Source organism: Pseudomonas sp. NPDC086251, assembly GCF_044746405.1.
Lineage (GTDB): Bacteria > Pseudomonadota > Gammaproteobacteria > Pseudomonadales > Pseudomonadaceae > Aquipseudomonas.
Genome location: NZ_JBIVBY010000025.1, coordinates 62,463 through 82,385 on the forward strand (window position 1 = coordinate 62,463; position 19,923 = coordinate 82,385).

Below are 19,923 nucleotides of genomic sequence, written 5' to 3' on the forward strand. Positions count from 1 at the left end.
TCTTCGTCGTGCACAGATTTTGTGTTCACTGAAGATCAAATGTGGGAGCGGGCTTGCTCGCGAAGAACGTCAACGATGACGCGTTTCAGCAGGATAAACATGGCGCATTCAAGACTTTCGCGAGCAGGCTCGCTCCCACACGGATCTTCGTCGTGCACAGATTTTGTGTTCACTGAAGAACAAATGTGGGAGCGAGCCTGCTCGCGATGGCGCCCGCAGAAACACCGCCCATTCAACCCGAACCAAGCACCCTGGCCAAAAACGCTGCCGTCCGGCTTTTTTTGCTTTTCGCGACTTTCTGCGGCGTTCCACTCACCACAATCCTGCCGCCCTGATCCCCTGCTCCCGGTCCGATATCGATCACCCAGTCACTCTGCGCGACCACGCGCATTTCATGCTCGACGACGATTACCGTGTGCCCCGCCGTGACCAGCGTATTCAATTGTTCGAGCAAGCGGTCGACATCCCGTGGATGCAATCCGGTTGTCGGTTCATCCAACACATAAAGCGTCGCGCCACGCTGGTTGCGTTGCAGCTCCGTGGCCAATTTGATCCGCTGGGCTTCGCCGCCCGACAGCTCGGTCGCCGGTTGGCCGAGGCGCAAGTAGCCCAGGCCGATGTCGCGCAGCACCTCCAGCGAGCGGCGTATTCCCGGTTGCTCAGCGAACACCTCGACCGCTTCATCCACCGTCAGTTGCAACACCTGGGCGATGTTCAAACCTTGCCAGGTGATCGCCAGCGTCTCGGGGTTGTAGCGGGCGCCGTGGCACGTCGGGCATGGCGCGTAGACGCTGGGCATGAACAGCAACTCGACGCTGACAAAGCCCTCGCCTTCGCACGTCGGGCAACGGCCCTTGGCGACGTTGAAGGAGAACTGCCCGGCGTCGTAACCCTCGGCCTGCGCCTGAGGTGTGGCGGCGTAGAGTTTGCGCACGTTGTCGAACAGCCCGGTATAGGTCGCCAGGTTCGAGCGCGGTGTGCGGCCGATGGGTTTCTGATCGACTTGCACCAGGCGTTTGATCGATTCCAGCCCCGCCGTGACCTGACCGCCACTGACCTGCGGCGCATCGTCTTCAAGGCTCAATTCTTCAGCCTCGCTGTCACTCGCCGAACGCCCCAGATGCGCGCCGATCAGCTCCAGCAACGCCTGGCTGACAAGGCTCGATTTACCCGAACCCGACACCCCGGTCACCGCAGTAAAACAACCCAGCGGAAACTCGACGCTCAGGTTGTTCAGGTTGTTACGGGTGATGCCTTCCAGCCGCAACCAGTCCGACGCCTTGCGACTGGCGCGGGGCTGGATGACGTGCTCGGCGAACAGATAGGCGCGCGTCTGCGAATCGCTGACCTGCGCCAAACCTGGCGGCGGTCCACTGTAGAGGATCCGCCCGCCATGCTCGCCCGCCGCCGGCCCGACGTCGATCAGCCAATCGGCGCGGCGCATGGTTTCCAGGTCATGCTCGACCACGAACAGCGTGTTACCAGCCGCCTTCAGCCGTTGCAGTGCTTCGAACAGCGCTTCACCGTCCGCCGGGTGCAGACCGGCCGAGGGTTCATCCAGCACGTAGATCACGCCGAACAATTGCGAACCCAATTGCGTGGCCAGGCGCAGCCGCTGCAACTCACCGGACGACAGCGTTGGCGTGCTGCGTTCCAGCGCAAGGTAACCGAGGCCCAGATCGGTCAAGGTGCTGACCCGCTCCAGCAAATCCTGGGCGATGCGCTGCGCGGCCAGGCGCTTTTCCACCGACAGGTTCGGCGTGTGGCGCACATCCGGCGCGTTGGCGTGGCCACTGGCGCCGTGGGCCACGCGCTGCTCGCGGGCTTCGCGGGTCTGGGTGTGCGTCAACACCTCGCCGGCCTCATCGGCCTGTTCGAGGTAACTGTGGGCCGCCACCGGTTTCAGCACCTGCGCCACTTGCAGCAAGGGCATTTGCGACAGTTCGCCGATGTCGTAACCGGCAAAGGTCACCGACAACGCTTCGCGTTTCAACCGTTTGCCGTCGCACAACGGGCACGGGCTGCCGAGCATGAACTGCGAAACGCGCTTCTTCATCAGCGCGCTTTGCGAGTGTGTGAACGTGTGCAGGATGTAGCGCCGGGCGCCGGTGAAGGTGCCTTGATAACTCGGTTCCATTTTGCGCTTGAGCGCGACTTTGGTTTCTTCCGGCGTGAGCCCGGCATACACCGGAACCGTCGGGGTTTCTTCAGTGAAGAGAATCCAGTCACGCTGCTTTTTCGGCAGATCGCGCCAGGGTTTGTCGACGTCGTAACCCATGGTCACCAGAATGTCGCGCAGGTTCTGCCCCTGCCACGCCGTGGGCCAGGAAGCGACCGCGCGCTGGCGGATGGTCAGGCTCGGGTCCGGGACCATCAATGCTTCAGTGACTTCGTAAACCCGGCCCAAGCCATGGCAGTCGGGGCACGCGCCCTGGGGCGTGTTCGGCGAGAAGTCTTCGGCGTACAGCATCGGTTGCCCCGGCGGGTAACTGCCGGCCCGGGAGTAGAGCATGCGGATCAGGCTCGACAACGTCGTCACGCTGCCCACCGAAGACCGCGTGCTCGGTGTGCCCCGCTGTTGCTGCAAGGCCACGGCGGGTGGCAAGCCTTCGATGGAGTCGACGTCCGGCACGCCGACCTGATCAATCAGGCGCCGCGCATACGGCGCTACGGATTCGAAATAGCGACGTTGCGCCTCGGCGTAGAGGGTCGAGAACGCCAGCGACGACTTCCCTGAACCCGACACGCCGGTGAACACCACCAGGGCATCCCGTGGAATGTCGACATCGATGTTCTTGAGGTTGTGTTCCCGGGCGCCGCGCACCCTGACCATGCCGGAGGAAGGGTTGGAAGTCATGGGCCATGCCTTTATGAGTTAGCGGTAAGAACGATCATGGTGCAGGCACCCCGATCAACTGTGGGAGCGGGCTTGCTCGCGAAAGCGGTCTTTGCGCTGACATCTCTGTCGACTGACACGGCCCCTTCGCGAGCAAGCCCGCTCCCACATTTTGATCGGGTTAGCCATTGAGCACCGTGCGGACCATTTGAGTGAGCGCCTCGGGGCCATAGGGTTTGCTCAGTAAATGAGTGTCAGGGCTGAGCTGATGGTTGCGCGAGATAATGTCACGGGTGTGGCCCGAGGTGAACAGCACGGCCACCGGCGGCGTCTGCACCTTGGCCCAGGCCGCCAGGTCCGAACTCTTGATCAGGCCGGGCATGACCACGTCGGTGAAAATCAGGTCCACCGCCACCCCGTCCAGCAACATCTGCATCGCCACGTCAGCGTTGGCGGCGGTCAGAACCTGATAACCCTCTTCACTGAGTAATTCCACCGCCGACACCCGCACCGCCTCGTTATCCTCGACCACCAGAATGGTTTCGTGTCCGCCCCGCTGCTGCGTGTCCAGATGCGGCGTTTCGCTCGGCATCGCTCGCAGGCTCCGGGGAAAATACAGCTGCACCCGCGTGCCTTCCCCGACGACGCTGGACATCTCGATATGCCCGCCGCTTTGCTTGACGAAACCGAACACCATGCTCAAGCCCAGCCCCGTGCCCTGGCCGTCGGCCTTGGTGGTGAAGAACGGTTCGAACGCCTGGGCCAGCACCTGCGGCGACATGCCAACTCCCGTGTCGGTGACCGATACGCGGATATAGTCGCCCGCCGTTATGCCCTTGCCTGCACAAAATTTGCGATCGAGGACAATGTTCTCGGCGCTGAGGCCAATGGTCCCCTCGCCTTGCATGGCGTCGCGGGCATTGATCGCGAGGTTGAGGATGGCGTTTTCCAGTTGATTGCGGTCGACGTAGATGCGCCAGGAATCTTCCGGTGCACTGACGTTTATCTGGATGGTTTCCCCCAACGCCCGTTGCAGCAATTCAGCCAGGCCGTCGAAAATCTGTCGTGGTTCGCACACCGCTGGCGACAGCGGCTGGCGGCGGGCAAACGCGAGCAATTGCGACGAGAGCTTCGCGCCGCGCTCGACCGCGGCAATCGACGCGCTGACCCGGCGCTGCACATTGACGTTGTCCGGCTCATGCCGCGCCAGCAAGTGCAGGTTGCCAGCGATGACCTGCAACAGGTTATTGAAGTCATGGGCGACGCCACCGGTCAGGCCGCCGATGGCTTCGAGTTTCTGTGATTGACGCAGTTGCTCTTCCGCCGCCAGCCGCGCTTCGACTTCGTCGGCCACGCGCTGCTCCAGGTTACGGGTGAACTTGAGCAAGGATTCTTCGGCGGTCTTGCGTTCGTGGATGTCGATCAATACGCCGGGAAAACGGAATGGCTCGCCTTGTTCGTTGAACTCGCAGCAGCCGCTCGCCTGCACCCATAGGTAACTGCCATCAGGGCGCTGGACCCGGTATTCGGCGTTGAACGGATCGCCGGTTTCCACGGATTTATTGACCTGCTCTTGAACCCAACTGCGGTCGTCGGGATGGATCTGCGCTTCGGCGATGTCCGTCGGCAGGTCGGCCAGGTTTTGTTCGGGCGGATAGGAAAAAGTCCGGGCGAAGCGTTCGTCGCCGGAGAGCACATTGCCCTTGATGTCCCAGACGAACGAGCCGAGCAAGGCACCGGCATTCAGTGCCAGGCGGACTCGCTCGTTGTCGGCGCGATAGGCGTCTTCGGCTTCCTGGCGGCGGCGTTCGGAAATCACGTGTTCAGTGGTTTCAACCACCATCGCCATGACCCCGGCCGGCTTCCCGTCATCATTCGCCACAGGGCTGTAATAGAGGTCCATCCAGACGTCTTCGGGGATCCCGTCCCGCAACAGCACAAGCTCTTTATTGCGATAGGACAACGTGCCGCCCGCCAGGCAGGTATCGACCACATGCCGATTGAACTCGGCAACTTCCGGCCAGCCCATTTCCACCGGAGAACCCAGCAGGTACGGGTGGCGGCCACCGGCGAATACCGAGTAAGCGTCGTTGTAAATCATGTAGCCGAGCCGGCCCCAGAGCATCACCATCGGCAGTGGCGACGCGAGCATCAATTGCACCGCGCTGCACAAGCTTCTGGGCCAGGTGTCGAGGGTTCCCAACTCGGTCCGGCTCCAGTCGAACGCACGGATGCGCCCGGCCATTTCACCGTTCCAGCCGGCACACCCGTGACTATCGTCTAGAAACTGCATCGACTGGCTCTGTGTCCCTGTAAATGACATGGCTTAAGGGATCGCCTCGGCATGACCAACGAGCGCGCCCGTTTGTTTCGAGCATCGCCGTCGTCAATGGTTTCATAGAGGTTAGCTGATTCTTGCCCCGCACATTTTCTGGCACAACGGACAACGTGTAGCAGCTGCCGAGCCTGCGAGGCTGCGTTCGGCGGCGCAGCCGTCGTAAACCCTGAGTGCACGGTCTTCCTGATACACCGCATTGTCTGATTTCACGACGGCTTCGCCGCCGAACGCAGCCTCGCAGGCTCGGCAGCTGCTACAGGTCCCTGCGCCGCCTAACCGACCGTTACACCTCGATCAGGTGCTTGAGCGGGTGGTAGCCGGTTTTGAGGGTGGCGGCGACGTCGAGGATGGCTTTCTCGATGCCGTTCAAATGCATGCAGGTCAGCTCGATCGCGGCGCTCTGATTGCCGGCTTCGATGTACTCGATCAACCGCAGGTGTTCGTTGTCGCGACAGGCTTCGTGGCTGTCGTCATCCAGCGCGGCGGCGTACAGCGAGGCGCGGGAGATCAGTTTGCGGAACCAGTCCAGCAACACCGGGTTGTTCAGGCTTTGCGCGAGTTTGATGTGGAACTCGCCGAGCAAATGAATCAGCCGTTCATGGTCGCCGCTCTTCGCCGCTTCATCCTCCAGCAACAGGTGATCGCGCAGGTCCTGGGTCACCGCCGTATCGCGGCGACGACAGAGTTCGCTGACGATGCCGATCTCGATCAGGCGCCGGGTTTCGAACAGCGAGCGGATCTCCTCGTCACTCGGCAGCGACACCGACGCCCCTTTGTTGGGCTCGGTGGTGACCAGGCCGTCGGCCTCCAATTGCTTGAGCGCGGCACGAACCGACGTCCGGCTGACATTAAACAACTCGGCCAACGATGCCTCACCGAGCTTCATCCCCGGCCGCAACGTGTGTTTGCTGATCGCCTCGTAAACCCCTTGGTAGACGCGGTCGACCGTGGTTTCCAGTTTCTTTTCCGCCATTCGAACACTCCTTTCGCGCCAGGCAACCAACCCCTGGCGGGTGAACAGCCATTGAAAAAGGGGGTTGCACAAGCAGATTAATCCGGTTATTTCTAGATTGCATCCAGATATTGCATACAATAATTAGAGGAATGCACCATTATGGGTCATCCAGTAGCGATTGAAGTGCGTAACGTCTCCAAGCGGTATTCCGACGATCCGGGGCTGGCTCCAGCCCTCGACAACGTTTCAGTCGACATTGCCGACAACGAATTCTTCACCCTGCTCGGCCCTTCCGGCTGCGGCAAAACCACTTTACTGCGGACCATCGCCGGCTTCGAGCATGTCAGCGACGGCGAGATCCGTCTCGCCGGCGAAGCGGTCAATGACCTGCCGCCATTCAAACGTCGGGTCAACACGGTGTTCCAGAGTTACGCGCTGTTTCCGCACATGAGTGTCGCGCAGAATATCGCCTTCGGCCTCGAGATGCAGGGTCTTGATCGCGAGCAGATTGCGCAGCGTGTCGATGAGATGCTGGCGCTGGTGCAAATGCAACACCTGGCCCAGCGCAAACCCGCCGAGTTGTCCGGCGGTCAACAGCAGCGCGTGGCACTGGCACGGGCCTTGGCGCCGAAACCCAAAGTGTTGTTACTGGATGAACCGCTGTCGGCACTCGACCTCAAGCTGCGCAAGGAAATGCAGGTCGAACTCAAGCGCGTGCAGAAGGAAGCCGGGATCACCTTCATTTTCGTCACCCACGATCAGGAAGAAGCGCTGACCCTGTCCGATCGCATCGCGGTGATGTCCGCCGGCAAGATCCTGCAGATCGGCACGCCCAACGAGATCTACGAACGGCCCAAGCATCAGTTTGTCGCGCAGTTCATCGGCGACATCAACTTTCTCCCCGGCCACCTCAAGCGCGGCCAGCAAAACGAAAAACTCTTCGTGCCGAGCGGCATGCCAGTGGAAATCCCCTGCCCGGCCCAAGGCTTCGACGGCGCCAAGGTGCAGCTGGCGTTCCGCCCGGAGCGTTCGCAACTGGTCGACCTTGAGCAACCGCATCACCTGCGCGGCGTCATCGAAGCGGTGTTGTACGTCGGCACCGCGACCCTCTACCAGTGCCGCTTGAACAACGACATCAAAGTCATGCTGCGCGAAAACAATGAAGGCCTGAACCGTGGCCGGGTGGTCGGTGATCGCGTTGCGGTCCATCTGCCGCCCCACGCCTGCCTGTTGATGGAGGCCTGAGATGAGCGTCAGCAGCACTTCTCCCGCCCTCAGCCGCGCGCTGTTGCTCAGCCCGGTGGTTCTGACTCTGCTGGCCCTGATCGCCATTCCGTTGGGCATCATGGGCTACATCAGCCTGTTGCCGCGCAACGTCTATGGTGGTGTCGACTGGCAGGCCAACTGGCAATTGCAAAGCTATGTGCAGCTGTTTTTCCAGGAAGGTTTCGACGGTGAACTGGAGCTGAACTGGGTCTACGCCCAGGCGCTGTTGCGCTCGGTGTTCCAGGCCGGGGGCACCACGGTGTTGTGTTTCCTGTTCGGTTTTCCGGTGGCGCTGTGGATGTCGAGCCTGACGCCACGGCGGCGCAACCTCATGGTGTTGCTGATCACTATTCCGTTCTGGACCAACCTGCTGATCCGCAACTACGCCTGGCTGATCATCCTGCGCGAGCACGGTTGGGTCGCCCAGAGCCTCAACGCGCTGTTCCCCCAGGCCGGTGGCATCACCCTGCTCTACAACGACTTCGCGGTCAGCGTCGGGCTGGTCTACAGCTTCCTGCCATTCATGATTCTGCCGATTTATTCGACCCTGGAAAAACTCGACTGGCGTCTGGTGGAAGCGGCCTACGACCTGGGTGCCAATCGCTGGCATGCGTTGCGGCGGATCATCCTGCCGCTGTCGATGCCGGGGGTGATTGCCGGTGCGTTGCTGGTGTTCGTGCCGAGCCTCGGCGCGTTCATCACGCCGGCGATCCTCGGCGGCGGCAAGACGTTGATGATCGGCAACCTGATCCAGCAACAGTTCGGCACCGCGCGCAACTGGCCGCTGGGCAGCTCGCTGTCGTTTCTGCTGCTGGGGATTCTGCTGCTGTCCCTGGTGCTTTACGCGCTCTATAGCCGCAACGCCGCCAAAACTCTTCGCCGGGGAGCCACCGCATGATCGCCCTGCACCTGAAAAAACTGCCGATGACCCGGGAAGTCAGCCTGCTGATCCTGGCCTATCTGTACCTGCCAATTTTCGTGCTGATTGCCTACAGCTTCAACGCCAACCGCTCGGCGACGGTCTGGACCGAGTTCTCGTTCGCCTGGTACGGACGGATTCTGGCCAACCCGTCGATCCAGACGGCAGCGCTGAACTCGATCATCGTCGCCAGCATCGCCACGGTCTGCGCCACGGCCATCGCGTTGCTCGCGGCGCTGGCCACGTACCGGCCGTTCTACGGACAGAAAATGGTTGAGGGCGGGATCAACCTGCCTTTGATCCTGCCGGAGATCGTCACCGCCGTGGCCACCCTGCTGCTGTTCATGGCGCTGGGGATCAAGCTCGGTTTACTGACGGTGATCGTCGCGCACATCGGCTTCTGCATTCCCTTCGCTTACTTGCCGATCCGTGCGCGGCTCAATGATCTGGACAAGAGCTTGCTGGAAGCGGCGAACGATCTGTACGCGAATCCGTGGCAAGTGTTCCGCCGGGTGACGTTGCCGCTGTTGTGGCCGGCGGTGTTGTCCGGGTCGGTGCTGGCGTTCGTGGTCAGCCTCGACGATTTCATCATGACCTTCTTCGTTGCCGGCCCCGGCTCGACGACGTTGCCGGTGTACATCTTCTCGGCGATCAAGGCCGGCGTGACACCGGAGATCAACGCGATCTCGACCCTGATGCTGGTGATTTCCATCGTGCTGGTGGTGCTGGCCTTCTGGCTGGGACAGCGCGGCAAAAACCAATGAACCTGGAGCGCTCCATGAACAATAAAAACATGCGTTACGGCATCGCCGGTCTGGCCCTCAGTTGCTTCGCTGTTTTCACCGTCCAAGCCGCCGAGCCCAAGGAATTGTTCTTCTATAACTGGACCGATTACTACCCGGTCGACTTGCTGGCCAAGTTCGAAAAGGAGACCGGGATCAAGGTCACCATGGACGGCTACGACAGCAACGAAACCCTGCTGGCCAAGTTGCAGGCCGGTGGCGCCGCGTATGACGTGATCGTGCCGTCGCAGTCGATCATGCGCACCTTGATCAACCAGAATTTGCTGCTGCAAATCGACGCCTCGACCCTGCCCAACTTCCAGTACGTCAAACCGGCGTTCCGCGACCCGAGCTTCGACCCCGGCCGCAAGTTCTCCGCCCCGTACCTGTGGGGCAGCACCGGGTTTTCCTATGACAGTGCGCGAGTGCCGGGCGGCAAGCTCGACGACTCATGGAAAGAGTTCTTCGAACCGCGCAAGGAACTGCAAGGCCAACTCGCCGCCCTCGACACCTCAAGCAGTGTGATCAACGCGGCAAGCCATTACCTGAACGTCGACGAATGCAGCGAAAACCCGCAGGACGCCAAGCGCATTCTGGAGCTGCTGCAAAAACAGAAGCCGTTCCTGAAGATGTACAGCTCGGACAACACCGTCGACCGCATGGCCTCCGGTGAAGTGATCATGATGCAGAACTGGAACGGCTCCACCGCGCGAGCCACGTTGCAGAAGAGCACGATCAAATACGTGTACCCGAAGGAAGGCCTGGCGATGTTCCAGGACAACTTCGCCGTACCGAAAAGCGCACCGCACCCTGGCAACGCGAAGATCTTCATCGACTGGATGATGAAGCCGGAAAACGCCGCGGCCGTCTCCAATGCCATCGCCTACGCCAACGGCATCCAGAGCGACACGCTGATTGACGCCAAATGGCGGGTGATGGATGCGATCAACATGCCCGACGAATTCGCCTCGCGCCTGCGCCCGGAAAAAGAATGCAGCAACAAGGCGCGTGAACTGCAGGACCGGATCTGGGCGAAGCTCAAGGGCTGATTGCCTGGCTTGAGACCGAGGCGCGGCCTTCGCGGGCAAGCCTCGCTCCTACAGGGGAACGCGCATCCTTGTAGGAGCGAGGCTTGCCCGCGAAGAGGCCCTCCCACACAACACAGAATTTGAGGTTCCTGATGACCCAACCCCACTGGCTGCGCAACGTGCGCCCCTACGGCGCCCCCGCCGAAGACTTTCTGATCGAAAACGGCCTGTTCAAACAACGCCGTCCTGCCTCATCGGCGGAGTTGGCCGCCACCGACATCGACGGCCAACACCAGCTCCTCACCCCCACCCTGGTGGAAAGCCACGTCCACCTCGACAAAACCCTCTGGGGTCAACCCTGGCGCCCGAACAGCGCGGGCCCGACGCTCAAGGATTACATCGCCAACGAGCGCCGCGTGCTGCGTGAAGTCGAATCGCCGATCGCCCAACGCGCCGGCGCGCTGCTGGAAAACTGCATCGCCCGTGGCTCGTTGACCCTGCGCTGTCACGTCGACATCGACCCGGACTTCGGCCTGCGCCACGTCGAAGCCATGCAACAGCTGCGCGAGAACTACCGCGACTTGATCGACCTGCAACTGGTGGTGTTCCCGCAAACCGGCCTGATCAGCCGCCCCGGCACCGCCGAACTGATGCGCGAAGCCATGGGCCTGGGCGTGGAAAACGTCGGTGGACTCGACCCCTGCGGTATCGACAACGACCCCATCGCCCAGCTCGATGTCGTGTTCAAACTGGCCAGCGAATTCGACCGTGGCGTGGATATTCACCTGCACGACAAGGGCGAATTGGGCCTGTGGCAGATCGCGCTGATCGCTGACTATACCGAGCGTTTCGGGCGTCAAGGGCGGGTGATGATCAGCCACGCGTATAGCCTGGGCATGTTGCCGTGGCGTCAGGTCAAACCCGTGGCCGAACGTCTGGCCGCATTGGGTATTTCGCTGATGAGTTCGGCACCGGCCGATTGTGCGGTGCCGCCGTTCCTGGCGCTGCGCGAGGCAGGGGTTAATGTCTGCCTCGGTTCGGATGGCATTCGTGATGCCTGGTCGCCCATGGGCAACGGCGACATGCTGGAACGGGCGATGCTGCTGGCGTTCCGGTTTGACTTGAACAAGGACGACGAACTGGCGGCGGCGTTTGAGGCAGCGACGGTGAATGGTGCCCGGGCGTTGGGTTGTGAGGGTTATGGTCTGGAGATCGGCCGGCCAGCGGATTTCCTGTTGATGCCGGTGCAAACCTTGGGTGAGGCCATCGTCTCGCGGCCGGTGCGACAGGTGTATCGCGCTGGTGAGTTGATCGCCGCCGGTGGCCGACTGTTGGAAAGCCGTTTGTGAAGCGCATCGGCCTGAAAAGCAGCTGCGTGGTCGGCTTCGACGGCATGCAGCATGTGCTGTGGCGTGACGGCGAAGTGGTGTTCGAAGGCTCGCGCATTGTGTTTGTCGGGCGCGGTTTTCCGGGGCCGGTGGATCAGTGGGTCGACTACGGTAATGCGCTGATCGGGCCGGGTTTCATTGATCTGGATGCGCTTGGGGATCTTGATTCCACAGTGCTGACGCTGGACAACGGCGACGAACGCGACATGGGCCGGATGTGGTCGGAGGACTATCTGGCCGCCGGTCCACGGGAGAGTTACAGCGCGCAAGAAGAAGTTTTCAAATACCGCTACGCCTTTACTCAGTTGATCCGCAATGGCATCACCACGGCAATGCCGATCACCTCGATGTACTACCGCGAGTGGGCCGAGACTTACGACGAATTTGCGGCGGTGGCCGGTGTGGCGGGCGAGTTGGGGCTGCGCACTTACCTCGGCCCTTGCTACATGAGCGGCATGAGTTACTGGCGCGCCGATGGCCGCCTCGGGCATTACTGGGATGAAGCGCGGGGCATGGCCGGGCTCGATGCGGCTGAACGGTTTTTCCAGGATTTCGACGGTTCACAGGGCGGGCTGATTCGCGGCGCGCTGCTGCCTGACCGCATCCAGACCTGCACCCCGGCGCTGTTGCAACGCACCGCCGCGCTGAGTCGCGAGCTCAACGCGCCGATGCGTTTGCATTGCTGTCAGGGGCTGGGTGAAGTGGCGATGGTTGAACAACTTCGCGGGTGTTCGCCGCTGGGCTGGTTGGAGGAATTGGACCTGCTGACGCCGCGCAGCCTGCTGCCTCACGGCATCTACACCGACGGTGATGACGACCTGCAACGGGTGGTGGATGGCGGCGCCAGTCTGGTGCATTGCCCGGTGGTGTTTGCCCGGGATGGCGAGGCACTGAATTCGTTCGGTCGCTACCGCGCCAAGGGCATCAACTTCGCCCTGGGCACCGACACCTGGCCGGCCGACTTGCTGGAGAACATGCGTCAGGGTCTGAACATCGCTCGACTGACGGAGGGCGGCAGTTCTTTGACCACCACACTGGACTTTTACAACGCCGCCACCCTCGGCGGCGCCAAGGCCCTGGGCCGTGACGACATCGGCCGTTTGGCGCCTGGAGCCAAGGCCGACATCACGGTGTTCAGCCTTCGTGGCCTGCACTTGGGGCCCTTATTCGACCCACTGAAAAACCTGGTACTGGCCGGGCGCGGTGACGATTGCATTGCCAGCTACATCGATGGCCGCTGCGTGATGCTGGACGGTCAGGTTAAAGGCGTCGATTACCCCGATTTGCAACGCCAGGCCCAACGACAATTCGAAAAACTGATGCGCAGCCACGGCGACCGGGCCTTCGGTCAACCGGACTGGAAAAGCCTGTTCAAACCGGCCATCCCGTTCGCCGACGACTACAGCGCACTCGCGCCGCTGAGCGCGATTGATCCACTTCTTTAGAGATGCCTGCCCATGCAAAGCTTCGACTTCAGCCAACTGAGCCCGCGAGACAAGTACAAGATTCTGATCGGCAGCGTGGTGCCACGGCCGATTGCCCTGGTCACCACCATCGACGGCGAAGGCCGGATCAACGCGGCGCCGTTCAGCTTTTTCAATGCGCTGTCGGCTGATCCGCCGATCCTTGCGCTGGGCGTGGAAAACTACGGCGACCAGAGCCCCAAGGACACCACGCGCAACATCCAGCTCAATCAGGAATTCACCGTGAACATCGTCAGCGATGCGCTGGTGGAAGCGATGAACGTCTGCGCCGTGCCCTTCGCCCCCGGTTTCGACGAACTGACCGCCGCCGGCCTCACCGCCATCCCCGGCACCACGGTCAAATGCCCACGGATCGGCGAAGCACCGGTGGCCCTGGAATGCAGACGGATGATGGCGCTGTCCATCGGGCAATCACGGGAGATTATCTTCGGCGAAGTGCTGATGGCGCATGTGCGGGATGAACTGATCGACCCGAAAACCCTGTACATCGATCAACTGGGCCTCGACGCGATCGGGCGGATGGGCGGGCATGGGTATGCCCGTACGCGGGACTATTTCGACTTGCCGACACGGTCGCTGCAAGCGTGGACGGACGCGCCCGGGGGTGGGGAGCGGTTTTGGCCGGAGGCCAAATAATCAACCGTCACCCATTACCTGTGTGGGAGCGAGCCTGCTCGCGATGGACGTCTGGGCGCCGATGTTCGTCAGGTATCCCGCGTTATCGTTGACGTTTTTCGCGAGCAGGCTCGCTCCTACAGTTGATCGTGGTTGTTCACGCAATCCCGGAGCACCCTATAACCCTGTGGGAGCGAGCCTGCTCGCGATGGACGTCGGGACGCCGCTGTTCGTCAGGCATCCCGCGTTATCGTTGACGTTTTTCGCGAGCAGGCTCGCTCCTACAGTTGATCGTGGTTGTTCACGCAATCCCGGGGCACCCTGTAACCCTGTGGGAGCGAGCCTGCTCACGATGGACGTCGGGACGCCGCTGTTTGTCAGGCGTCCGCGTTATCGTTGGCGTTTTTCGCGAGCGAGCTCGCTCCTACAGGGGTATTTCAGCGGAAATCCCGGCTGCGTACGCTGATGCCGTCGAGCAACGGGCTCAGGTCGCTCAGGCGGCCGGCGATCAGGTGTCGCACTTCGCCTTCTTTTTCCCAGCGCCCGTCGACCTTGAGCAATTGTGAGCCGACCAGGACCTGGCGCTGCCGGTCGGCCAGGTCGCGCCAGACGATGACGTTGACGTTGCCGAACTCGTCTTCCAGGGTGACGAAGGTCACGCCACTGGCGGTGCCCGGACGTTGTCGGCCGGTCACCAGCCCGGCGACGCTGACGGGACGGCCATGTTCGACGTCGAGCAATTCCTTCGAGCTACGGCAACGCCGGGCTTTCAATTCACCCCGCAGCAAGGCCAGCGGATGCGGACCGAGGGTGGTGCCGACGCTGTTGTAATCGGCCAGCAGGTCCTCGCCCACGGTGGGGTTGGGTAACGCCACCGCGCCCTCCTCCTGACTCGGCAACCCCGCGAACAAACCCAGCTGCTTCTGCACCCCCGCCACTTCCCAGCGCGCCCGATGACGGTGACCGGCCAACCCGCGCAGCGCCCCGGCATCGGCCAGTTGCTCTTGAGCACGGGCATCGAGTCGCGCCCGTTCGCCGAGGTCGGTCACGTCGACAAACGTCCCCTTCGCCCGCGTCGCCTCAATGCGCCGGGCATCGTCCTCGCGAAAACCCTTGATCATCCGCAACCCCATGCGAATCGCCGGTTGCGCGCCGGTGATCGGTTCAAGGCTGCAATCCCAGTCGCTGGCCCGCACGTCCACCGGGCGAATCTGCAAGTGATGGCGACGCGCGTCCTGCAGAATCTGGTCCGGGCTGTAGAAGCCCATGGGCCAGCTGTTGATCAGCGCACAGGCGAACGCCGCCGGCTCGTGGCATTTGAGCCAGCAACTGGCGTAGGTCAGCAAGGCGAAACTGGCGGCGTGGGACTCGGGAAAACCGTAACTGCCGAAGCCTTTGATCTGCTCGAAAATCTGCGCGGCGAACTCGGCCGTGTAGCCGTTTTTCTTCATCCCGGCCGCCAGTCGATCCTTGTGCGGCTCAAGCCCGCCGTGGCGTTTCCACGCGGCCATGGAGCGGCGCAACTGATCGGCCTCGCCGGGGCTGTAGTCGGCGGCGACGATGGCGATCTGCATCACCTGCTCCTGAAACAGCGGCACACCCAGGGTGCGCTTGAGCACGGCTTCCAGTGCCGGAGACGGATAGACCTCGGGTTCTTCCTTGTTTCGGCGCCGCAGGTACGGATGCACCATGCCGCCCTGAATCGGTCCCGGGCGGACGATGGCTACCTCGATCACCAGATCGTAAAACGTGCGGGGTTTGAGCCTCGGCAGCATCGACATCTGCGCCCGGGACTCGATCTGAAACACGCCGATGGTGTCCGCACGGCCAATCATGTCGTAGGTGAGCGCGTCTTCGGACGGGATCGTCGCCAGGCTGAGATCGAGGTCGCGATGCCGACGCAGCAGGTCGAAACAGCGGCGGATGGCGCTGAGCATGCCCAACGCCAGAATATCCACCTTGAGCAGCCCCACCGCGTCCAGATCGTCCTTGTCCCACTGGATGATGGTGCGCTCGGCCATGGCGGCGTTTTCCACCGGCACCAGACTGTCCAGGGGCTGCTCGGAAATCACGAAGCCGCCAGGGTGCTGGGACAGGTGACGAGGAAAACCGATCAGTTGCCCGGTCAGGCTCAGCACCCGGCGCAGCACCGGGCTCTCGGGATCGAACCCACCTTCAAGCAGGCGCTCCACGGGCGGCGTTGCATCACTCCAGTGACCGCAGCAATCGGCCAGGGCATTGATCTGATCCGGCGGCAAACCCAAGGCCTTGGCCACGTCGCGCACCGCGCCAGCCGCGTGATAGGTGCTGACCACAGCTGTCAGCGCGGCGCGGGTCCGCCCGTAGCGCTGGAACACATACTGCAAGACTTCTTCACGCCGCTCGTGCTCGAAATCGACGTCGATGTCCGGCGGCTCATTACGCTCTTTGGAGAGAAAGCGTTCAAACAGCAGCGTGGTGCGATCCGGATCGATCTCCGTGATGCCCAAGGCAAAACACACCGCCGAGTTGGCCGCCGAACCACGGCCCTGACAGAGAATGTGCTGATCACGAGCGAATCGCACAATGTCGTGGACCGTCAGGAAGTAGCTTTCGTAGCCCAACTCGGCAATCAGCTCCAGCTCCTTGTCGATCTGCTTCAGCACCTTGGCTTGCGGACCTTTTGGCCAGCGCCACTGGATGCCCTTTGCAGTCAGCACCCGCAGCCATGAGGTGGCCGTGTGACCGTCCGGCACCAACTCGCGCGGGTATTGATAACGCAACTGGCCGAGGTCGAACGTGCAACGCCGGGCGATGTTCAGCGTCTCGTCGAGCAAGGCCTTGGGATAAAGACCCGATACCATGTCGAGGCTGCGCAAATGCCGCTCGCCATTGGGGTGCAGGCGCAACCCGGCATCGGCCACCGGCAGGTGATGACGAATCGCGGTCATGGTGTCCTGCAAGGCGCGCCGACCACGGGCGTGCATGTGCACATCGCCGCTGGCCACCGCCGGGATTCGCAGCTCCCCCGCCAGGGTCAGCAGCGCGGCCAGTCGCCGGGTATCGTCCTGGCCGCGATGCAACTGGACCGCCAGCCACAAACGCTCGGCGAAGACCTGTTTCAGCCAGTGGCCCTGCTCAAAGGCGTCGACAGCGTCCGGCACCCACAACGCCAACAGCCCCGGCAACGGTTCGCTGAAGTCTTCCCGGAGCACTTGGTACTGGCCTTTCTGCGTTCGGCGGCGGGCTCGGGTAATCAGTCGGCAGAGGTTCTGATAGCCCTCGAGGTTTTCCACCAGCAGCACCAGTTTCGGGCCGTTCTCGATGCGTATTTCGCTGCCGATGATCAGCGGCAGCTCCACGGATTTGGCCGCTTGCCAGGCGCGAACAATGCCGGCCAACGTGCATTCGTCGGTGATCGCCAGGGCTTGATAGCCCTGCTTTTTCGCCCGCTGAAAAAGCTCAAGCGCACTGGAAGCACCGCGCTGGAAACTGAAGTTCGACAGGCAGTGCAGTTCGGCATATTCGGCGCTCATGCGAACCAGCCTTGCAGCCACAACGGGCCGTCTTCGCCCACCGCACGATAGGCCCAGCCCTGCTGGCCGGAGCGGGTTTCGATCAAGTAGTAATCGCGGCGCACGTCGGCGCCGTCCCACCAGCCGGACTCGATGCGCTCCGGGCCCATGAGAATGCGCGTCGAACATTCGTGTACCGCCAACGGTTCAGTCAGCAGCCAGCCCGGCCGTTGCACGCCTGCCAGCCCGCTGCACAGTTGATGGTCGACGCTGGCCTGCCACGCACACTCGGGCCGATGATCGGCCTGGAACCGCAAGCCATGCACCGCGTCATCCCCCAGCCGTGCGCGCAGGCGTTCGCGCAATTGCTCCCAGGGCAAGGACTGCTGCGGGCGGTCGTCGAACAGTTCCTGATACTGGGGAACGAAGGCCGGCAAATCTTCGGCGCGCAAACGAAAACCGCGCACCGGGGCTGCGACCTGGACCTGTTCCAGCCGCCCCCGGGCCAGTTCGAAAAGCATCGCCGGATCGCGCTCGGCACTGAGCAGGCCGACCTTGATCACAGAATCCGGCAACCCGGCGTGCTCCAGGTGCAGGTCAAAGCGCTGCACGCCGCTGTCGCGACCGCAGAGAAAGGCCGACAGATCGCCGGTCAGCCGGCGCAACGGAAACAGCAGCGCCTGATGGGACTGCACGTCGAAGTTGAGTTCGATGCGTACATCGAAGCGGTCCGGCGGCAGGTAGAACGCCAGCGCCAGTCGTCGCGCGCCGAACAAGGTGTCCAGATGCTTGAGCACGTGCGCTTCGAACCGCCGCGCGAGGCTATGCCGGGGCAGCGCTTGCACCTGGCTCAAGGTGCGCAAGCCCATTCGCGACAATGCCGTGGCCACGCTGGCCTCCAGCCCGATCCGGTCGATCGGCAATTGCCCGAGGTGATGCTGCAAGGCTTGATCGTCGGGTACCACCAGGCCGTCATAGGCATTGGCCAGTACCCGCGCCGCCACCGGATTGGGGGCGGCAACGATCCGATGGCGAAACCCCAGTTCGCCAAGCTCCGCCCGCAACCGCGCTTCGAACTGTGGCCAGGCGCCGAACAAGCCCAGGCTGGATTCGATTTCAAACACCACCGCTCGCGGGTAATGAACGCTGACCTGAGCACTGAACCGATAGGCCCAGGCGGCCAGGAACTGCTGCCAGTGTTCGATCTCGGCAGCGTCGTATTCGGCCGTGACAAAGCTTTTGCTCAGGGACTGGGCGGCGGTCATCGACTGGCCGGGCCGCAAGCCCAGCGCCCGCGCCGGCGCATTGACCGCCTGCAACACCCGACGCTGGGCCGGGCCGGTCAGCAGCGCAAGCGGCGTATCGGGGTCGGAGCGCTGACGCAGTACCGCGTCCAGCGCCAATTGCGGGAAGAGAATGCAGACCCAGCGCATGGCAACCTCAATGCCCCATGGCAAAGGCAATCGGCGCCGAACGCGCCAACCCGCCTCGACACTTGAGCACGCGCAATTGCGCAGGTTTGGCATCGATGGCGATGCGCAGCGCCGCTGGCGAAGGGTTGATCGCCTCATTGATCGAGCGATAGGCAAACGCCAGGGTCGAGCCTGTTTCCGCCGCCACCTGCAAGCGCCGCAACGCACGGTCATCGGCCTTATGCGGCCAGCACAACACCGCACCGCAACTGCCCGAACGCAGGCATTGTTCCGCCGCCCACAGCGCATCGCGCTCGCTGGCCTGGATGATCGACAACTGGCGCAGATCGACCCCGGCGTTCTGCCATGCCTGGGGATACGGCACGTAAGGCGGCGCCACCAGCACGATGCGCTCGCCCGCCGCCGACAACCGCGCCAGCGCCGGCCACACCAGTTGCAACTCGCCCACGCCCTGCCCGGCCAGGAGGATTTCGGTCAGCGCCGCTTCCGGCCAGCCACCGGTCGGCAACGCCGCATCCAGCGCCGCATGCCCGGTGGGTTGCGGGCTGACGGCCGGTGGCGCAGGCCGGCCCTTCCAGACCTGGCCGCCATTGAACAGCGTATCCAGCGCAACGACGGCGCCCATCACCCTTGCCTCACCAGGCCGCAGAACACCCCTTCGATGGCCAGGTCCTGATCGACGCGAACGATGATCGGCTTGTAGGCCGGGTTACGTGGCAACAGGCGGACAGCGTCGCCGACCCGTTCGAAGCGCTTGATGGTGACTTCACCGTCGAGTCGCGCCACGACGATCTGGCCGTTGACTGCCTCGGGGTTGCGGTGCACACCCACCAGGTCGCCGTCGAGAATGCCGTCTTCGATCATCGAGTCACCCTGGACCCGCAGCATGTAATCCGGCACCCGCGAGAAAATCGCCGGATCGAGCATCAAGCGGCTGTGGACCTCGGCATCGGCCCCGATCGGCGCACCGGCCGCCACTCGACCCAGCACGGGAATGTCCAGCAGTTCTGGGCGCGCCGGTTGCCCGAGCAAACGAATGCCCCGGGCCTGATGCGGATTGACCTCGATGAAACCGGCTTCGGTCAGCGCCAGCACGTGCTTGCGCGCCACGCTGCGGGAGGCGAAACCGAACGCCTCGCTGATTTCAGCGAGGCTCGGAGACTGACCGTGCTCGGCGATGCGATCGCGGATAAAGGTCAGGATGGCGGTACGGCGGGGAGTGAGAGTCGTCATGGAGTACATTTGTACTCTTTTGACCCTTTCCTGGCAAGAACTTGTAGGAGCGAGGCTTGCCCGCGAAGGCGGTGTGTCAGGTACAACGCCTTCGCGGGCAAGCCTCGCTCCTACAGGATCAGGTCAGGCCAGAGAGCAGGGTCAGGTCTGGG

General features: G+C 62.7%; 14 protein-coding genes. 7 read left to right on the top strand and 7 right to left on the bottom strand.

Going from position 1 to position 19,923, the window contains the following annotated elements; translation table 11 throughout:
* Nucleotides 1-232 precede the first annotated feature (232 nt).
* The 3 genes from uvrA to ACIPL2_RS25345 all read right to left on the bottom strand — a co-directional run bounded on the left by uvrA (nucleotide 233) and on the right by ACIPL2_RS25345 (nucleotide 6,147).
* Nucleotides 233-2,857, bottom strand: a complete 2,625-nt coding sequence (uvrA, locus tag ACIPL2_RS25335; protein ID WP_401360920.1) for an excinuclease ABC subunit UvrA — start codon at nucleotides 2,855-2,857, stop codon at nucleotides 233-235.
* 160 nt (nucleotides 2,858-3,017) lie between these two features.
* The gene (locus tag ACIPL2_RS25340; RefSeq protein ID WP_401360997.1) at nucleotides 3,018-5,081 is read right to left on the bottom strand and encodes an ATP-binding protein; all 2,064 of its coding nucleotides are present in this window, start codon (nucleotides 5,079-5,081) and stop codon (nucleotides 3,018-3,020) included.
* Nucleotides 5,082-5,457: 376 nt separating this feature from the next.
* Nucleotides 5,458-6,147, bottom strand: a complete 690-nt coding sequence (locus tag ACIPL2_RS25345; RefSeq protein WP_059405969.1) for a GntR family transcriptional regulator — start codon at nucleotides 6,145-6,147, stop codon at nucleotides 5,458-5,460.
* 141 nt (nucleotides 6,148-6,288) lie between these two features.
* Between ACIPL2_RS25345 and ACIPL2_RS25350 the strand changes: the two genes are divergently transcribed.
* The 7 genes from ACIPL2_RS25350 (at nucleotide 6,289) to ACIPL2_RS25380 (ending at nucleotide 13,632) form a co-directional block, all read left to right on the top strand.
* On the top strand, nucleotides 6,289-7,374 hold the full coding sequence (locus ACIPL2_RS25350; protein WP_401360922.1) for an ABC transporter ATP-binding protein: 1,086 nt from the start codon (nucleotides 6,289-6,291) through the stop codon (nucleotides 7,372-7,374).
* A 1-nt stretch (nucleotide 7,375) separates the two neighbouring features.
* Nucleotides 7,376-8,293, top strand: a complete 918-nt coding sequence (locus ACIPL2_RS25355) for an ABC transporter permease (RefSeq protein ID WP_401360924.1) — start codon at nucleotides 7,376-7,378, stop codon at nucleotides 8,291-8,293.
* Entirely contained in the window at nucleotides 8,290-9,078 is a 789-nt protein-coding gene (locus tag ACIPL2_RS25360) for an ABC transporter permease (protein WP_128605025.1), read from the top strand. Before ACIPL2_RS25355 ends, ACIPL2_RS25360 begins: the two co-directional genes overlap by 4 nt.
* A 14-nt stretch (nucleotides 9,079-9,092) precedes the next feature.
* Complete coding sequence (locus tag ACIPL2_RS25365; protein ID WP_401360927.1) at nucleotides 9,093-10,145, top strand: extracellular solute-binding protein; 1,053 nt, start codon at nucleotides 9,093-9,095, stop codon at nucleotides 10,143-10,145.
* A gap of 131 nt (nucleotides 10,146-10,276) precedes the next feature.
* Nucleotides 10,277-11,473, top strand: coding sequence for an amidohydrolase family protein (locus ACIPL2_RS25370; RefSeq protein WP_401360929.1), 1,197 nt, complete (start codon nucleotides 10,277-10,279; stop codon nucleotides 11,471-11,473).
* Entirely contained in the window at nucleotides 11,470-12,957 is a 1,488-nt protein-coding gene (locus ACIPL2_RS25375) for an amidohydrolase family protein (protein ID WP_401360931.1), read from the top strand. The genes ACIPL2_RS25370 and ACIPL2_RS25375 overlap by 4 nt, the downstream gene beginning before the upstream one ends.
* A gap of 12 nt (nucleotides 12,958-12,969) precedes the next feature.
* Nucleotides 12,970-13,632 carry a flavin reductase family protein gene (locus ACIPL2_RS25380; protein WP_401360933.1) on the top strand — a complete coding sequence of 221 codons (663 nt, stop codon included), beginning with the start codon at nucleotides 12,970-12,972 and terminating at the stop codon, nucleotides 13,630-13,632.
* 416 nt (nucleotides 13,633-14,048) lie between these two features.
* Here the strand turns inward: ACIPL2_RS25380 and ACIPL2_RS25385 are convergent, their stop codons facing one another.
* Genes ACIPL2_RS25385 through lexA form a run of 4 tightly spaced genes read right to left on the bottom strand, consistent with a single transcriptional unit; the run spans nucleotide 14,049 to nucleotide 19,780 of the window.
* Entirely contained in the window at nucleotides 14,049-17,147 is a 3,099-nt protein-coding gene (locus tag ACIPL2_RS25385) for an error-prone DNA polymerase (RefSeq protein WP_401360935.1), read from the bottom strand.
* On the bottom strand, nucleotides 17,123-18,538 hold the full coding sequence (locus ACIPL2_RS25390) for a Y-family DNA polymerase (RefSeq protein WP_401360937.1): 1,416 nt from the start codon (nucleotides 18,536-18,538) through the stop codon (nucleotides 17,123-17,125). The genes ACIPL2_RS25385 and ACIPL2_RS25390 overlap by 25 nt, the downstream gene beginning before the upstream one ends.
* A 7-nt stretch (nucleotides 18,539-18,545) precedes the next feature.
* Nucleotides 18,546-19,163 (bottom strand): translesion DNA synthesis-associated protein ImuA, encoded by a 618-nt coding sequence (gene imuA, locus ACIPL2_RS25395; RefSeq protein ID WP_059405979.1) that lies wholly within the window; start codon nucleotides 19,161-19,163, stop codon nucleotides 18,546-18,548.
* Nucleotides 19,163-19,780, bottom strand: a complete 618-nt coding sequence (lexA, locus tag ACIPL2_RS25400; RefSeq protein ID WP_401360939.1) for a transcriptional repressor LexA — start codon at nucleotides 19,778-19,780, stop codon at nucleotides 19,163-19,165. The genes imuA and lexA overlap by 1 nt, the downstream gene beginning before the upstream one ends.
* Nucleotides 19,781-19,923 lie beyond the last annotated feature (143 nt).